The organism is Sutcliffiella horikoshii, from assembly GCF_020524325.1.
Classification (GTDB): domain Bacteria; phylum Bacillota; class Bacilli; order Bacillales; family Bacillaceae_I; genus Sutcliffiella_A; species Sutcliffiella_A horikoshii_D.
Genome location: NZ_JAIVKY010000007.1, coordinates 17,508 through 33,777, shown reverse-complemented (window position 1 = coordinate 33,777; position 16,270 = coordinate 17,508). Strand labels below are relative to the sequence as shown.

Annotated in this window: 13 protein-coding genes; 9 read left to right on the top strand and 4 right to left on the bottom strand. The window is 39.6% G+C overall.

Going from position 1 to position 16,270, the window contains the following annotated elements; translation table 11 throughout:
* Positions 1 to 61: 61 nt before the first annotated feature.
* A complete protein-coding gene (locus tag LC091_RS09150) occupies positions 62 to 1,138 on the top strand; it encodes an acyltransferase family protein (protein ID WP_226681723.1) in 1,077 nt (358 codons plus the stop codon).
* A gap of 80 nt (positions 1,139 to 1,218) precedes the next feature.
* Here the strand turns inward: LC091_RS09150 and LC091_RS09145 are convergent, their stop codons facing one another.
* Positions 1,219 to 2,415 (bottom strand): M14 family zinc carboxypeptidase, encoded by a 1,197-nt coding sequence (locus LC091_RS09145; RefSeq protein WP_226681722.1) that lies wholly within the window; start codon positions 2,413 to 2,415, stop codon positions 1,219 to 1,221.
* Between the two features lie 261 nt (positions 2,416 to 2,676).
* Here LC091_RS09145 and LC091_RS09140 point away from each other — a divergent pair, with 261 nt between their 5' ends.
* Positions 2,677 to 5,076 carry a penicillin acylase family protein gene (locus LC091_RS09140; RefSeq protein ID WP_226681721.1) on the top strand — a complete coding sequence of 800 codons (2,400 nt, stop codon included), beginning with the start codon at positions 2,677 to 2,679 and terminating at the stop codon, positions 5,074 to 5,076.
* Between the two features lie 112 nt (positions 5,077 to 5,188).
* On the opposite strand, the gene LC091_RS09135 is transcribed toward LC091_RS09140, so the two are convergent.
* Positions 5,189 to 5,635: a DUF4385 domain-containing protein gene (locus LC091_RS09135; protein ID WP_226681720.1), complete on the bottom strand. Its 447-nt coding sequence runs from the start codon at positions 5,633 to 5,635 to the stop codon at positions 5,189 to 5,191.
* 215 nt (positions 5,636 to 5,850) lie between these two features.
* On the opposite strand from LC091_RS09135, the gene LC091_RS09130 reads away from it, so the two are divergent.
* The 7 genes from LC091_RS09130 to LC091_RS09100 all read left to right on the top strand — a co-directional run bounded on the left by LC091_RS09130 (position 5,851) and on the right by LC091_RS09100 (position 14,060).
* Positions 5,851 to 7,458, top strand: a complete 1,608-nt coding sequence (locus LC091_RS09130) for an AAA family ATPase (RefSeq protein ID WP_226681719.1) — start codon at positions 5,851 to 5,853, stop codon at positions 7,456 to 7,458.
* Positions 7,459 to 7,485: 27 nt separating this feature from the next.
* Complete coding sequence (locus tag LC091_RS09125) at positions 7,486 to 7,935, top strand: hypothetical protein (protein ID WP_226681718.1); 450 nt, start codon at positions 7,486 to 7,488, stop codon at positions 7,933 to 7,935.
* 13 nt (positions 7,936 to 7,948) lie between these two features.
* Complete coding sequence (locus LC091_RS09120) at positions 7,949 to 8,161, top strand: DUF2997 domain-containing protein (protein WP_226681717.1); 213 nt, start codon at positions 7,949 to 7,951, stop codon at positions 8,159 to 8,161.
* A gap of 2 nt (positions 8,162 to 8,163) precedes the next feature.
* Positions 8,164 to 8,865, top strand: coding sequence for a ComEA family DNA-binding protein (locus LC091_RS09115; RefSeq protein WP_226681716.1), 702 nt, complete (start codon positions 8,164 to 8,166; stop codon positions 8,863 to 8,865).
* On the top strand, positions 8,865 to 9,485 hold the full coding sequence (locus tag LC091_RS09110) for a 4Fe-4S single cluster domain-containing protein (RefSeq protein ID WP_226681715.1): 621 nt from the start codon (positions 8,865 to 8,867) through the stop codon (positions 9,483 to 9,485). The genes LC091_RS09115 and LC091_RS09110 overlap by 1 nt, the downstream gene beginning before the upstream one ends.
* Before the next feature lie 246 nt (positions 9,486 to 9,731).
* Positions 9,732 to 10,085, top strand: a complete 354-nt coding sequence (locus tag LC091_RS09105; RefSeq protein ID WP_226681714.1) for a hypothetical protein — start codon at positions 9,732 to 9,734, stop codon at positions 10,083 to 10,085.
* A gap of 279 nt (positions 10,086 to 10,364) precedes the next feature.
* Positions 10,365 to 14,060 carry a polysaccharide deacetylase family protein gene (locus LC091_RS09100; protein WP_226681713.1) on the top strand — a complete coding sequence of 1,232 codons (3,696 nt, stop codon included), beginning with the start codon at positions 10,365 to 10,367 and terminating at the stop codon, positions 14,058 to 14,060.
* A 97-nt stretch (positions 14,061 to 14,157) separates the two neighbouring features.
* On the opposite strand, the gene LC091_RS09095 is transcribed toward LC091_RS09100, so the two are convergent.
* Positions 14,158 to 14,751 (bottom strand): hypothetical protein, encoded by a 594-nt coding sequence (locus LC091_RS09095; protein WP_226681712.1) that lies wholly within the window; start codon positions 14,749 to 14,751, stop codon positions 14,158 to 14,160.
* Positions 14,752 to 15,073: 322 nt separating this feature from the next.
* A complete protein-coding gene (locus LC091_RS09090; protein ID WP_226681711.1) occupies positions 15,074 to 16,117 on the bottom strand; it encodes a 2,3-butanediol dehydrogenase in 1,044 nt (347 codons plus the stop codon).
* Between the last annotated feature and the right edge of the window lie 153 nt (positions 16,118 to 16,270).

Sequence of the window (16,270 nt, the reverse complement as noted above, 5' to 3'; positions counted from 1 at the left end):
ATTCATGTATAATACGTTTGTGCAAATTGTTTGAAAATTAGTTGCGAGCGAGGGTAATTTAATGAGGAAACACTATATAGATGTGATAAGAGTTATAGCTATAATGTTGTTAATCCCGTTTCATTCTGCAAGGATTTATGATTATTATCCATTCTACATTAAAGATGATGAAAGCATGATATTACAACTGTTTGCTATTTTTTTGTCACAATGGCGGATGCCAATTCTTTTCTTGGTTTCTGGTGTAGGTACGTACTTTATCCTTCTGTCCAGGAGCAATAGAGCCTTCATTCGCGATCGACTTAAACGATTGCTCATCCCCTTTATTTTTGCTGTTTTAGTGATTGTACCCCCGCAAGGATATTATGCATCCTTAAGTAAAGGAATCATTCCAGCTAATACAAGTTATTGGGAGTATTATCCTACATTTTTCACTTTTGACCTTTCACAAATTGACGGATTTACTGGCACATTTACTCCAGCCCACATGTGGTTCATACTATTTTTAGTTGTGTTCTCGTTAGTAAGCATCGCTGTTTTCCGATTTATTCAGCATAAGAAGAGAATGGTGACCCCTTCTACCCATTCGTGGTTTCTGTATTTGTTAATTGTCCCTATTTTTATTACTGACATTACCTTTTTAGGTATGGAATTTAACCCATTTTATTTTTTCACTTTTTTTCTTTACGGAGCATACATCGTAAAGGAATCGGAAATAGAGCGGATGATAGCGGTAGAACGAACACGCTTATTAATACTTGCTATTGTGAGCATGGGTGCTGTGCTATGCTTATATTGGCTGCATATTACAAATGGCTTTACAACTCCGCTGATACTATTCACCTTGCTAAATGCCATCACCACCTTTGCATGGATTTTTGCAATTATTGGTTACTTCAAAACATATATGAACAAAAAGATTGAATGGATTACAGCTGTAAATAAAATGGCATTCACCATATATATACTTCACCAAACATTAATCGTGGTAATTGGGTATTACTTGCAGCAGACTTCTATATTTATGTGGTTTCAATTCATATTGATTAACATACTCACGTTCATCTCCATCGGTATATTATATTACCTTTTCATTAAACGCTCTAGCTTTGTAAAAATGTTATTTGGAGCCAAATAAAAGCATCTGTTATGTTAACAGATGCTTCATAGACACCGAGGAGCTAGTTTGGATTCAGTGTCCCCTTTACTAACGAATGATTAAAACCCCGGAGTCCTTGAACTTAAAGGAATATTCTCATATCTTTCAGGATCTAGTTCGTTTACAGAGCCATCGGCTACACCGTTAATGATACCCATCAGGCCAGTTTCTACTGTTTTCACCAGCTGACCTTTTTTCTTCTGCCCGAAATTCTGTGTTTGTCCGCTTACTTCAAATAGAACAGTCCCGCTACCATTTAATGCAAAGGAACCAAGGGCCGTTCCAGGGAGGTCAATATCTTGATTGTATAAAGAAATATTCGTGAAGCCCGATTCCCCTTTTGCCTGCAGAGCATCATAGAGTGCCAGGTTTAATTGTCGTGAGAAGTCGTAGTCATAATTATCTGCATAAGCATCATACTTTTCACCACCAGGACTGTTTGGATCAGTGACGAACTTACCGGAGATTGACATGGTCACCCTGTCATCTGTCCCTTCGATATACGGGAATCCTTGGTGATGAAGGTCCACGAATACATCCACATTTCCAAACTCCGCTTTTAAGTCCTTATATACGTTTCTAACCGTTTGTGCTTCAGGCGTAATATACCACCCATAGGCATTGGATGCCCCAGGAAAATCTTCCGGCTGTGGAACATAGTTTAGATCAGGGTTGAAGTCACGGTTCACATCAAATCCTGGGTTCTGATCGTAGTTCCACCCCCCTCCAGAGTACGTATAGTAATTCCAAGCAGGCGAGACTTCCGCAAGCTGAGGGAATGCTGCCACAACCTCTGCCCATTCCATCTCATTTCCACGGCGGCTCAATTCGGAACCATCCACGTTCAGCATAGGAATAACTACAATCGTAAGCTCCTCCAAAATTCTTTTTACTTCAGGTGAGTTGCTGGAACCAAGGTTTTGCAAAATGTTCAGAAGTGCCACTGTACCTGTTTTCTCATTCCCGTGGATTTCACTTTGAATAAGCACTACCTTATCGCCATGACCTACAGAAGCCTTATAAATGCCACGTCCTTGATTTGTATAGCCGGCAGTTTCCACGTTTACTTTTCCCTGGCTTGTTTGTTGAATCTGCTCTAATTTACGTCCAAGCTCCTCGTAATTAATATAGCCGTTAATGGGCAGGGTTTCTCCCTGCTGCGGACTCGGCCCTGGATCAGCTGAACCCATGGTCGGTACAGCCAATAAAGAAGCTGCCAAAGCTGTTGAACTTAAAATTTTCCAAACTTTATTCATTCTACATCCCTCCATGCTTTTATGTAGTTGCAATAGAGGATTTCTATATTCCTCGCTAAATTCCTTTCGGGTTTCGAAAGATGAATCTTATAGACTAGAGAGATGAGAAAAATTATTCATATTTTCTGACTAATAACAGAATACACCTCCTAATGTACCTAGGATCCTGCTTACCGTGGTATAATAATTCTGACTATTCATAAATATAAAAATAATATTTGGGTAGTTGTAAGCGTTGTCATTATAAGGGGGCGTTATGGTGTGGAGGTTGTTATAAAGAAAGGGTTTCGATTATGGCCTAGAAAAAGACGATGGCAGGTCACTGTATCGGTAGCATTGGCTATTCTATTTCTTGCGATGGTTGCAGTTGGTTACTTGTTCTGGCTAATAAATAAGAGCGTACCGCAAACAGAAGGAACGATTGAAGTAACTGGACTAACAGATGTTGTAAGTGTCTACCGAGATGAGGCAGGTACTCCTCATATTGAAGCAAAAAATCAGCATGATCTTTTTTTCGCACAAGGCTATGTAACAGCACAAGATCGCATTTTCCAAATGGATTTAAGTAGAAGACAAGCATCCGGTATGCTAAGTGAGGTTGTAGGAAAACAAGCGCTTGACCGGGATAAGTTTTTTAGAACGTTAGGATTAAGAAGGGCTGCAGAAAAGTCGCTCGATCTTTATTCTGAAGAAGCAAGGAACGCATTAACTTCCTATGCTGAAGGAGTAAATCAATATATGAAACAGGCTAAAACAGCCAATACCCTTCCTATTGAATTTACAATCATGGGGTATGAACCCGAAGAGTGGACTGACTTGGATTCCATTACGATTGGAAAATACATGGCCTTTGACCTTGGAGGGCATTGGGAAGGACAGGCGTTTCGTCATCATCTAATTCAAAACTTCCCGGAGGAAAAGGCCTTAGAACTTTTTCCAAGCTATCCAGAAGATGATCTTGCCATTATTCAAGCTGTAAAAGACTCTACGATTGATATTGGAAAAAGCTTTTCAGGAGCCGTTATCCCCCACGAATTTAACGGAAGTAATAATTGGGTAGTAAGCGGGGAAAAATCTGAATCTGGTTTTCCGTTACTAGCGGATGACCCGCATCTTGGGTTGGCAACTCCTGCAATATGGTATGAAACACACCTGAAATCCCCGGAGGTTAACGTTAGTGGTGTTATTTTTGCAGGGATTCCTGGTATTATACTTGGCCGAAATGAAACCATTTCTTGGGGTGTGACGAACGTTGGACCTGACGTACAGGATCTTTACATAGAAAAGCGCAACCCTGATAACAAACATGAGTTCCTGTATAACGATAAATGGGAGACTGCTGAAATAATAGAGGAAAAGATTTTTATTAAAGACGAGAAACCATTAGATTATGAGGTGGTAGAAACTAGACACGGCCCAATCATGTCTGAGTTCGCACATTACGAAGAAGCGGATACCGCACTTGCCATGAAATGGACGGCACTAGAACCTTCCACGGAGCTCGAAGCTGTATTGAAGTTCAGCAAAGCAGCAAACTGGGAGGAGTTTAAAGAAGCCTTAACATACTTTCATACACCAGCTCAGAATTTCGTCTTTGCTTCTACAGATGGCACGATTGCGTACCGCGCGAATGGACTTATCCCTATTCGAAAGAAAGGAGATAGCTTACTTCCGGTACCAGGTTGGACAGATGAATATGAATGGGAAGGATATATTCCATGGGATGAGCTTCCAACCGTTGTAAACCCCACAGAAGGTTATATCGCAACAGCAAATTATAAAGTGGCAGGAGAGGAGTATCCATACCACATATCCAATATTTGGGCTCAACCCTATCGACAGCAAAGAATTCAAGACGTTTTAGAATCAAAAGAGAAATTAAACGTAGATGATATGATGAAGCTTCAATTCGACCATTACAATCTCCAAGCAGAAGAGTTTGTCCCAATCCTATTAAAAAATACAGATGTATCTAATCTTCGAGGGATTGATAGAGAAGCATTAGAGACATTTGAAAGTTGGGATTTTACAGACAGTACCGATTCAGCTGCCCCCTTACTCTTCCACTTTTGGATGGAAGAGATTTCTAACTTTTTGTTTCATGATCAGATTAATGAAGACGTACTAAAGCTCTTTGCAGGAAAAGGCAACGTGGTAGATCAACTGATACGGAAAGCTTATCAAGGAGAGGAAGGTATCTGGATTAGTGAAAAAGGTGGTTTACAGAACGTTCTACAGGAATCTCTCACAAATGCCGTTAACCGAGCGAGTGATTTCCAAGGTGAAAATCCAGCTGATTGGAAGTGGGGAGAAGTGCATGCAGCCGAGTTCTCTCACCCATTGTCAGCCGTGAATCCTTTACACCTTCTTTTCAATAGAAAAGGGTCTATTCCAATGAGAGGAAGTAGGGTGACAGTGGGAGCTGCCGGCTGGAACAGTGAAACAGGAAAAGTAAACCACGGCGCCGCCTGGAGAACAATTGTGGACATGAAAAACCCATTAGAGAGCTATAATGTCGTCGGTCCAGGTCAGTCTGGACATGTAATGAGCCCTTGGTACCATGATCAAATGGTTGATTGGACGGAAGGCAAATACCATCAGACATCTATGAGTGATGAGTATCGTGAGGAAGCTAAGATGCTAGTTTTACAACCAAAATAAATAATAATGGATATTGAAAGCGAGTAAAGTCTTATTAAATAGACTCACTCGCTTTCTTTTTTAAAAGCATATGAGCAAAAACTCTTCCCTGTCCGGGATTGCTACTATCCCTTTACCCATATTCTTTCTGATGATTCTTCTTCCGCTTCAGATAATCCTTATCCTCCCTGGCAAGCTTCCATTTTTCCTTAAAGATAGCCGCTGATTCAGCTTTCACAGGATCAATCTGCCTTTCATTTACCTCTCCTTTCTCATCATATTTCTTCCCACCTTTATAATTGGTGTACCGGCGGGCTCGCGTATAGCCCATCTGCAGAAATTTTCTTGCCATATCCATGCCGACAAAATCCTCGTTTTCCTTATAATCAAGAAACATCTGATAGATTTTCTCTGATGACTCCTTTGCAATTTCCGGAGTCTTAAAGCGCCAATGCTGCAGGATTTCACTTTTATAAGGTTCCACCAGTAAGACACCCTGTTCTCCCCTGCCAACCCTATACAGTTCAGGATTCTTACGAAAATCTATCTTCTCAAAATCTAAGTCATAATCGAAAGCCATGGCTGTCCCCCCTTTTTAATGGGGAAATACCCTAAGGAAAAAATTTTTATGCACAAAATTTTTCTACTCTGATCTTTATGCTTAGATTTCCGATCTCGAGGATTTTTTTCTCATATTTGTCGCTTTATGTCACAGTTGTTGTACAATGATAGTAAAAACATGCTACCTATTAAGGGGATGAATTTGTGGACGCGTTAATAGAAAAAAAAATACTAATGGGGAATCTATTTAGAGCGAGATTTCCGTTTTTATATATTTCAACTTGGGAAGAGGATCGGGCCCTTGAAATGATAAGGTCGATTGCCACAAATGCCGAGTGGATAAAAACTCCACGAGAGGTGATTACCTGGACAGTAACAAACGGTTTGACAGGAGAAGGCATTACAAAAAAAGATACAAAAGCACCCATTCAAGCTTTGGATTATATAGAAAAATACGAGAAACCGGCAATCTTTGTGCTCCATGATTTTCATGTTTACTTTGGAGAAGATGGAAGATTACCAGACTTTCAAATTATCAGGAAGCTAAGAGATGTAATTTCTAGCCTGAAGCAAAGTGCCAATCCCAAGAATGTCGTATTTATTTCTCCAGTCTTAAGGTTACCAGTAGAGTTAGAAAAGGACATTACAATAGTGGACTTTCAGTTGCCTTCTGCTAAAGAAATACGTCAAAGCTTGAATGAAATGATACTAGTAAACCAAGAGCATGGACGCATTGAAATGAATCTTGATGAACAAGGAAGAGAAGTACTTGTAAATGCCGCACTCGGACTGACACTGGCTGAAGCCGAAAATGCTTTCGCAAGAGCGATGGTGGAGGATGGGAAACTATCAGTGAAAGATGTGGAGGTCATTTTGGAAGAAAAAGAACAAATTATAAAGAAAACTGGAATACTGGAATTTATTCCTAGTAAATTGAAGATGGAGGATGTCGGGGGGCTTGAAAATTTGAAGCGATGGCTTAGAAAAAGAGATAAATCATGGCTTGAGTCTGCAAGAGAGTATGGACTACCCGCTCCAAAAGGTGTTCTTTTGACAGGAGTTCCTGGCTGTGGAAAAAGCTTAATAAGTAAAGCAATCAGTGAAATGTGGCAACTTCCCCTTTTAAGGCTGGATATTGGTAAAATTTTTAGCGGTTTAGTTGGAAGTAGTGAAGAAAATATGCGTAAAGCCCTTCAAACTGCTGAAGCAATTGCCCCGGCCATACTTTGGATTGATGAAATTGAAAAGGGCTTTAGTGGTCTTAATACTAATGGGGATAGTGGAACGACCTCCCGCATATTTGGACACTTTCTCACATGGATGCAGGAAAAAGAAAAGCCGGTTTTTGTTATTGCGACTGCAAATAACATATCAGCTCTTCCTCCTGAAATGCTTCGCAAAGGTAGATTTGATGAGATATTCTTCGTTGATCTCCCCACCCACAGAGAACGTGTAGAAATTTTTAAAGTGCATCTTCATAAAAGGTTGCAAAATGAAGAGATAAAGGGAACATTCCAAATATCTGATTATAACCTGAATACCCTGGCCCAAATAACAGAAGGATTTGTTGGAGCAGAAATTGAACAGGTAGTTATCGATGGATTATTTGATGCCTTTTATGAAAACCGCAGTGTCACCATGAAAGATTTTGAAAAAGTCTGTAGTCAGTTAATTCCTCTTTCAGTAACACAACAGGAGCAAATTAAGCGTATACGTGACTGGGCGAATGTCCGTGCTGTAGCTGCAACTCCACGCGAGGATAGAAGGGAATATAAGTCTAATATGGAAGAGTGCGAAGCAGGTGTTCTTTCATCAAGAGGTGGTCGTACAATTGACTTTTAATTTTTGTATAGAAGGAGTCGGAACCAAATGAGCATTGAATTACTACTAATTCCTATTGGTATTACAGTCGCAACCTCGATTGGTGAGATGATAACGGACTATAGGAAAGAAGGAGAAACATATAGCGTAAAGACAGTTATGAAAAAGCAGCATCTCCTGCAAAAAGCAATTGAACAATATGGGTGCCATGCACAAGAGTTGACTCAAGAAAACTACGAAGCAATTATAGGTGAAATTAAAATTGTATTTCAGAAAAATGAACAAGGTCAATTTGAGGCAGTTTTTGATAAGGATGTCAGTACGGAAGATGCACTTGAATTCATTGAAAACCTCCATACTGAATACAAATATTTGATTCAACAGGAAACATATCAACGTTTAAGGGAGCAGGCAGAGTCAAAGGGGCTTTTACTAGAGTCTGAGCAAGTCCAAGAAGACCGATCTATCCTTCTAACCTATCAAGTCACATCAAACTGATGGAGGAAAAACTGTGAGTCAGAAAAAGATCCAAATTAAAATTACGGAAGAAGGTATTATTCACGCAGAAACACTAGGTATAAAGGGTAATGAATGCCTTGAATACATAAGTCTTCTAGAGGAACTGTTAGAAGCTCAAACAGTGGACTCCAACTATACGGTAGAATATCTTGAAACAGAAATCCACATAGAGATGAAAAGTAAACAAGAGTTAAAGGAGAAGTAAAAATGGCATCGATAACAAACAAAGGGAGAAAGTGGGAGTTAGGTAATTCTATTTGGATACTTTGGACTTTAGTGCCATTTGGATTTACAAACTTTATTGCATTCTATTATATTGGCATTCGCATGAAACAATGGAAATGGATTCTAGCAGCTTTCATTTACACTATTCCATTCATTGGGGCAATGGTTGCACCTGATAGTGTACCAGACGGGCATTGGATGGAAGATGTGATTTATTCTACTCTACTAACCTTGTGGGTCATTTCAATCTTCCACGCTATTAAAGCAAGATCGGAGTACCTAATTCGATTAGAGACATGGTTAGATTCAGGGCTAAGGGAAAAAGAGTTTTCTAGAATTCGCAGCGAGGTTTCAAAAGAGTACGGCATTCAAGAAACAACTCCTTCATTCCCTACGAAAACCATCTCACATAATGTGGCTTCTACTGAGCGTATAAACATTAATACTGCAACAGAAAAAGAAATTGCAAGCATCCAAGGAATTGGAGCTATCTTTGCCCAAAAAGTCGTGGCTGCTCGCAACGAAGCTGGCGGTTTCCAATCTCTTGACCACTTTATCGATAAGCTCCAAATCAAACCACATGTACGGATGAAGCTTGAAAATAGGATTACTTTCGATATGGAGAATCAATCTGTTTCTAGTCCTGAGCAGCCAAAGACACAAGGAAGGGTCATCGATTATTAATGGAATTATACATCCATCGTTACCTCCCACATACAACCGTTGAAGGTCCAGGAAAGCGTTTCTGCCTATGGGTACAGGGATGCTCGATTCGCTGTGAAGGCTGCGGAATCCCGTGGACATGGAATAAGGAGAATGGAAAAATAGTTTCCGTTGATACCCTGCTTCATGAAATCTCAAATAGTAAAGAAGCCAACAACATAGAGGGTGTGACTTTTCTAGGTGGAGAGCCATTTGACCAAGCCAAAGCCCTAGGAACACTGGCAGCAAGAGTAAAGGAACTCGATCTTACGGTAATGACGTTTTCCGGCTACCACCTTGAAGACCTGGCAATGAGAACGGATGCTAGACAGCTTATAGAAGCTACAGATCTATTAATTGACGGACCTTTTGAAAAAGACAACCTTGATTTAAGCAGGCCTTGGGTTGGCTCTTCCAACCAACGATATCATTTTCTTACAAACGCTTACCAGCACCTAAAAGACCAACTCACCTCCATTCCTAACAAAATGGAAATTAGACTTTACCCTGATGGGACGGTGTCCGTTAATGGCATGGCTACTCAGAAAACTTTAAACGAGCTTTTTAAGCAAAACGAATTCATGAAACATAAACCTTCTTAATTAAAGTAGTTCCCTTGCAAGATGTTGGGTAAGTTACACATGAAGAACTAAACTATAATTTATACATTAGATGAGCAGAGGATAATCATTCCTCTGCTTTAATCTTATATGTATCAATATCATGGGTTCTCTGTTTGGTAGCAGTACACCACCGGCCATTTTTTAAAAAAGATCTACACGCCCTGTCAGATTCTATCAAACTGAATATGATATCTATGAATCTATGAAAATAAAGGGTGTTAAAAAATGGAGGAAAGTATCCTAAAGTCTATCAGACATGGCTTGGGGAATATCTGCAATATCCCTCACATCGGCACACATTTAATTACCATCGTCGATGCAGAAGGCAGAAGTAGAACATCCCTAGCAAGTGAAGAAATTTTAAGACCAGGAGAGATTGGTGTCGTGTTTTGTTTGCCTATTTTTGGAGCGCCGACGAGAAGATTACCAGACGTCAACTTAAGAGGAAACCAGTATGTTAGAATTTTTTGCGGCCTAACCACACTTGATGTCTACTGTGAAACAAGAGTAAGCGGCCCGCCAGCTCAAATGATTTCAATGAGAACAGGCGAATTCGTTGTTGTTACTTGTGATCGATGATTTACACTAAAGTTTAGACACACAGGGACGGTTTTGCTACTCTTTGCAGCAGATAACCGTCCCTGTTCATTTTTAAGAAGCAAGCATTTAGGGACACGTACTAAATCATGTGGTGGAAAACTTTTTAAACTTACCCCCAGAATCTTGGTAGACTTACCTAAATTTATTTTGTTAGTCATTTTTTCTAAGAGAAAAAATCTGCTTATTTTTTATAACTATAAAATAATTCTTCTATAATATATAAATATTTTTGACACTACATCTAGAGGGGGAGTCTTAGTGAATCGTGTTTTTTGGTGGATTGTCAGATCATTGTTCGCACCTGTCCGTGGGAATGCCGGAGCGGTAGCGAGTACACTTGGTTTTTTTCTGGCATTTCTACCTTTAGATAGTATAAGAATTCCATTATTGCTTGCTTTTTCACTCTTGTTCCGTCTTAATATCATCGCCCTATTCCTCGGAACGTTGATTACCGTTTTTATTCCTAATGTATCCGATTTACCTTTAACGGATTTTGGTTCATTGGAAGATTATTGGTTCGTTTCCATGCTGAAAAATAAAATATTGACTTCCCAATCCCTTGTAGCAGGAGTCTTTGGAGGATTTGTTGGGCTTGTCTGCTATTTCTTCTTTCACTGGTTTTACAACTTAGGATTGAAAGAAAAGGAGCTAAACCCAGATTCTGTTTTTCTTGATCCTGCCAAAAGTCGCTGGAAAATTTTTATAAGAATGAGCGTCGGTTTCACTATATTAATTGTTGTAGTATCCACCTTTTTTATAGAAAGCCTAAATACGAATTCAACGTTTCCTGAGCTACAATTGAATAAAAGCGAAGCAACTAGCGACATAGAGCCGATTAATAAGCCCTTCAGTGAAAAAGAGCTTGCTTCACTGATACAAAACACAAATCTTTCTACGAAAAACACTGGGTTAAACAAAGCACAAATTTCGAAAGAACAAGAAGTGTATGGGTTTTATGTCAATTGGGACGAAAACAGCAAAGCTTCTTTCAGAAAGAATAAAGATTCCATTACAACACTGGTCCCGGAGTGGCTGCAAATTACGCCTGACCTTACCCTGAAATCCGATACGGACCATATAATTGTTAGAGAAGCAAAAAGACATAATATTAAAATTCTGCCATTAGTAAATAATTTTATAGACAATAATTGGAATGACAAGGTGCTCCACCGATTATTCACTACTCCTGGTACGGAGGAACGTTTCATTAAAGAAATGCTGGAATATGTCAAAAAAAACGGCTTCGACGGAATTAATATTGACTTTGAAAATATCAATTCAAAGGACAAAGACCGTTTCACTCAATTCATGGATAAGGTCTATAAAGCATTCCACCCTCATGGTCTTATGGTCACATTGGACGTCCCGCCGAATGACAGTAGCTATGATTACGCCTCTCTAGCAAAAAGCGCTGATCGTGTGATCGTCATGCTCTACGACCAGCATTACGCGATGAGCCAATCTGGCCCTGTGGCCCAAACAGATTGGGTTAAGGAAAACTTGAATCAACCGGATATTCCTTCTGAAAAAATGATTGCCGGCTTAGGGACTTACGGTTATGACTGGGAAGAAAACTCGAATAAGCCAGCAACAGAGATGACATTCGAGGATATCATGAAATTAGGCAGGGATACGGACCTTACAATCAATTGGAGTAAGGAAGCTGGCAATCCTTATTTACGTTACAAACGAAAAGGGAAAGATCATACTGTTTGGTTTTTGGACGCTGCTACATTATTTAATCAAATGAATCTCGCGAGCGATAGCGGAGCAAAGGGAATAGCACTTTGGCGCCTTGGTTCAGAAGATCCCTCAATCTGGAATTATTTGAATGCACCAAAGGAAATCCTTAATCCGCAAAAGGCCCTGAGCACTTTTGAAATTTCTAATCCAGATCTCCATACAGGAGAAGGCGATATTCTAAAAGTTACATCTAAACCTGAAGAAGGTAAAAGAACGATTCAATTGGATTCCAACGGGATGATACAAGCTGAAATCTATGTCCAATTACCACAATCCATTGAGGTGACCCGATACGGAAAATCTAAAAAGAAAGAAGTGGTTCTTTCCTTTGACGACGGTCCAGATCCAGCATATACAACTGAAATATTGGACATTTTGGAAGAGTATAACGTCAAAGGAACCTTCTTTATATTAGGGAAGAATGCAATGATGCATCCTCAGCTAGTAAAAAGAATGTATGATGAGGGACATGAAATCGGTAATCATACTTTTACTCACCCTGATGTTACAACCATTACACCTTCTCGTTTAAGAATGGAATTAAATGCAACTCAGCGTTTAGTTCAAGGAATAACAGGACATTCGATGACCCTCTTCCGGCCTCCATATATATCGGATACGATACTAAGTTCAAGAAACGAGCAGTTGCCAATAATGACGGCACAGGATATGGGCTATACCATGGTAGGTGAAACAATTGACTCTGGCGATTGGTATAATACATCGGAAGAAGAACTTGTGAATCAAACATTGAAACAGCTGAAAGAAGGAAATGTCATTTTGCTTCACGATGCAGGCGGTGATCGGTCCATCACTGTGGAAGCCCTGCCGACTCTCATTGAAGAACTAAAAAATAGAGGATACACCTTTACAACCACCGGTGGTCTAATTGGAAAAAGTGATAGTGAAATTATGCCTCCTGCTGATCCGGACAGCCCTTACCTAGTCTATGTCCAAGCTGTATTTAAGGTTATTCAAGGCTGGACCTTTGGATTAACTTTTCTTTTTTACTCAGCTATCCTTTTAGGTGTCTTGCGGTTGATTGTATTAGTTTACCTTTCCAGAAAACAGGTAAAACAGGGCAAAGAGACCCAGGTAGACCCGGAGTTCACACCTTTTGTGAGTGTTGTTATTGCTGCCTATAACGAGGAAAAAGTAATAGGCAAAACAGTGAACTCTATTTTATCAAGTGATTACCCTGCTTTTGAGATACTCATTGTCGACGATGGGTCTAAGGATAATACTGCGGTTGTGGTTCATGATTCATATTCAAATCACCCGCTCGTCCGGCTGATCAAGAAAAGGAATGGGGGGAAATCTTCCGCTGTCAATCTCGGTATTAAAGAAGCCAAAGGAGAAATTATCGTTTCTCTTGATGCTGATACACTGATAGCTGAAAATGCTATTTCCTTATTGGTTAACCATTTTAAAAATGAAAATGTTGCAGCAGTTTCAGGTAATGTCAAAGTCGGCAATAAGGGGAACCTCCTTACAAACTGGCAGCATATTGAATATGTGACAGGCTTCAACCTAGAGAGAAGGGCTTTTGCAACTCTCAATTGCATTACAGTTGTACCTGGTGCAATTGGTGCATGGAGAAAGAAAGCAGTCGAAGAAGCAGGATATTTTAAAGAAGATACACTTGCTGAAGATACCGATATCACGCTTTCTCTTCTACGTAATGGGAAGAAGGTCGAATTTGAAGAAAAGGCTTATGCCTTTACAGAAGTACCGGAAGATATTAAAAGTTTGGCAAAACAACGGTACCGATGGGTTTATGGTACCCTACAATGTTTATGGAAACACCGTGGGGCTTTGTTCGATAAAAAAAATAACTCATTGGGATATGTCGCTCTTCCTAACATGTGGCTATTCCAATATTTTTATCAAATCATATCACCTATTGCAGATGTTTTACTTATCATGGCACTTTTCACCCCCCACGCTGAAAAAGCAGCCATCGGATTTATTCTTTTCTATTTAATGGATTTCTTTGCTGCTCTATATGCGTTCCGATTAGAGAAAGAAAGTCCTAGACCACTTACATCATTGTTTATACAACGAATTTTGTATAAACAGCTTATGACTTATGTAGTCATAAAATCCATTCTCTCTGCTATAAAAGGTGGAACAGTGGGCTGGAATAAACTAAAACGAAAAGGAAATGTAACGAAAGAAACCTCTATTGTGAAGGTAGAGGAAACTAAATAATCGCACCTTTGAACAGGTCTTTCTCTTTTTGGGAAAACCTGTTTTTTTATCTATAAAAAAAGATCACCTTTTGTTTTGGTGACCCTCGTTGACAGCACTATTGTCCCTTTCCTTTACTTTCTTTATCCTCCTGACGTCTCTCAGCCTTTTCTTTTGCAGCTTGTGAAACGTCTTGCCCATTGTTGGTTATCGGTTTGGTTGCATTGTTTTGACTATTGCCTGGCGTCTTGGGTTTCGTCGTTTCAACCGGTTTAGCTGGTTCGGCTGGTTTAGCTGGTACAGGGGGTTTAGCTGGTACAGGTGGAGGCGTCGTTGGAGCTTTCGTACTTGTCCCAGCTGAATCGGAAGTGCTAGTAGTTACATCCTTTTTAGCGGGTTTTTCCGCAACTTCCACCGTGGTTTTTTTTGTTTCTTTTTGAGTGGCTACTACGGCCACATTATTATCTGAAGCCGGTTGGGGAGCAGCAGTAGTATCGGCAGGCTTTTCCTTGTTTTGCTCTTCTTTTCCTTTCGTTGCCGGAGGTTGTTTTTTCTCTGTTTTTTCACTAGTTACATCCGCTTTTACTTGGTTCCCTAATATGTTTAAAGCATGATCTCCTGCTATGTATTCAGCTAATAGGGCATTAGTGACAGAAAACGTAACAGCACCCGCTAGCACCATGGCGAATGCCCCTTTAGATAATTTTTTCATATTAATCCCCTCATATTCTTTGTATTCATACTAATAGAGTACGAGCAAACAAAAATATAATATGGGGGTAGCAAGGAACTTATCTACAATTTGAATCTCTAAACTTGTTAAATATTTTCTCTAATAATCAACCTCTTTAAATGGTACTGTTCCTGTGATGCAACTATATACGGTTGTTCACTCAGACGTTCGATCCATTTGTCCGCCTTATTTACCTTGTAAAATCACTGGCAGTATGGACTTTGCCCCATTGAGATTTGTATTCTAGAGCCTACACCTTGACAGGACACACAAAAAAACGAAGAGCATATGCCCTTCGTTTTTATAGATTGCTTTGTTTTGGTGTAACCAAAATTTTAATGTGTGTTTTATCATTAAGGTTTGTTTCAAAACCTTCTTCCACTAAATCATCTAACAGAATTTTTTTCGTGATTAATAAATCTAAATCTACGATGTTACTTGCATAAATATCAATCACTTCTGGAAATTCTTCTGAGTAGCAAAATGAGTTAGAAATAATTGCTTCGCCCATTGTTAAGTCTAATGGAAATAAGCTGACTTCTTTCTCATATAACGCGACAATCATCAATTCTCCATTTTTAGCCAAACATTTCGTTGCAGCAGAGAATGTAGGTTGTACACCAGCGGCTTCAAATGCAACGTCTACTCCTCCGTCTGTTAATTCTTTGATGCTTTCAACCGTGTTTTCCTTCATTGGGTTAATCACGGTTGTTGCACCTAATTTTTTTGCCATTTCCAAACGGTCTTCTGCTACATCTATAACGATAATTTGGCTAGCTTTTTTCGCCTTTGCCATGATAACCAGTAAAAGTCCAATAGGACCTGCACCGAATACTGCCGCAGTTTTTCCTTCCGTTAATCTTGATTTGTTAACAGCATGTAATGTTACGGCCCCAGGTTCTACCATAGCTGCATGCTCTAGAGATAAGGTATCAGGAATTTTTATACAGTTTTCCGCTTCAAGTAATACTTGTTCAGCGAATGCCCCGTCAGCAGTGAATCCTAGTAAACCATAACCATCTATGCCCATTTTTGCACATAAATTACGTTGCCCAGCTTTACAATATTTGCACTCTCCACAAACATCTAAGTTAATACAAGCTACACGGTCGCCCATTTTAACATTTGTAACGCCTTCTCCCACTTCTGCTACAACACCAGAGAATTCGTGTCCCATAATTGTTCCAGGTACTGCGTTTAATGGTCCTGCAACATACTCATGGATATCACTACCACAAATACCGATCCATTCCACGTTCACAACGGCATGTCCTGGTTTTACTGCAGGGGCAGAAACCTCTTCCATTCTAAAGTCTTTTGCTTTATAAAATTTTGCAGCTTTCATCACTATATACCTCCTAATTAGAAATTTTCATTTTATCAATAGGTAAAAAATTTTACCTTTATTATTGTGTAAGCGTTTATAAGGCTTAATGATTGTGTTTATTATAACTGCCTATATATCAATTGGAACTAGAATGGTTGTTTTCCTTAGAAA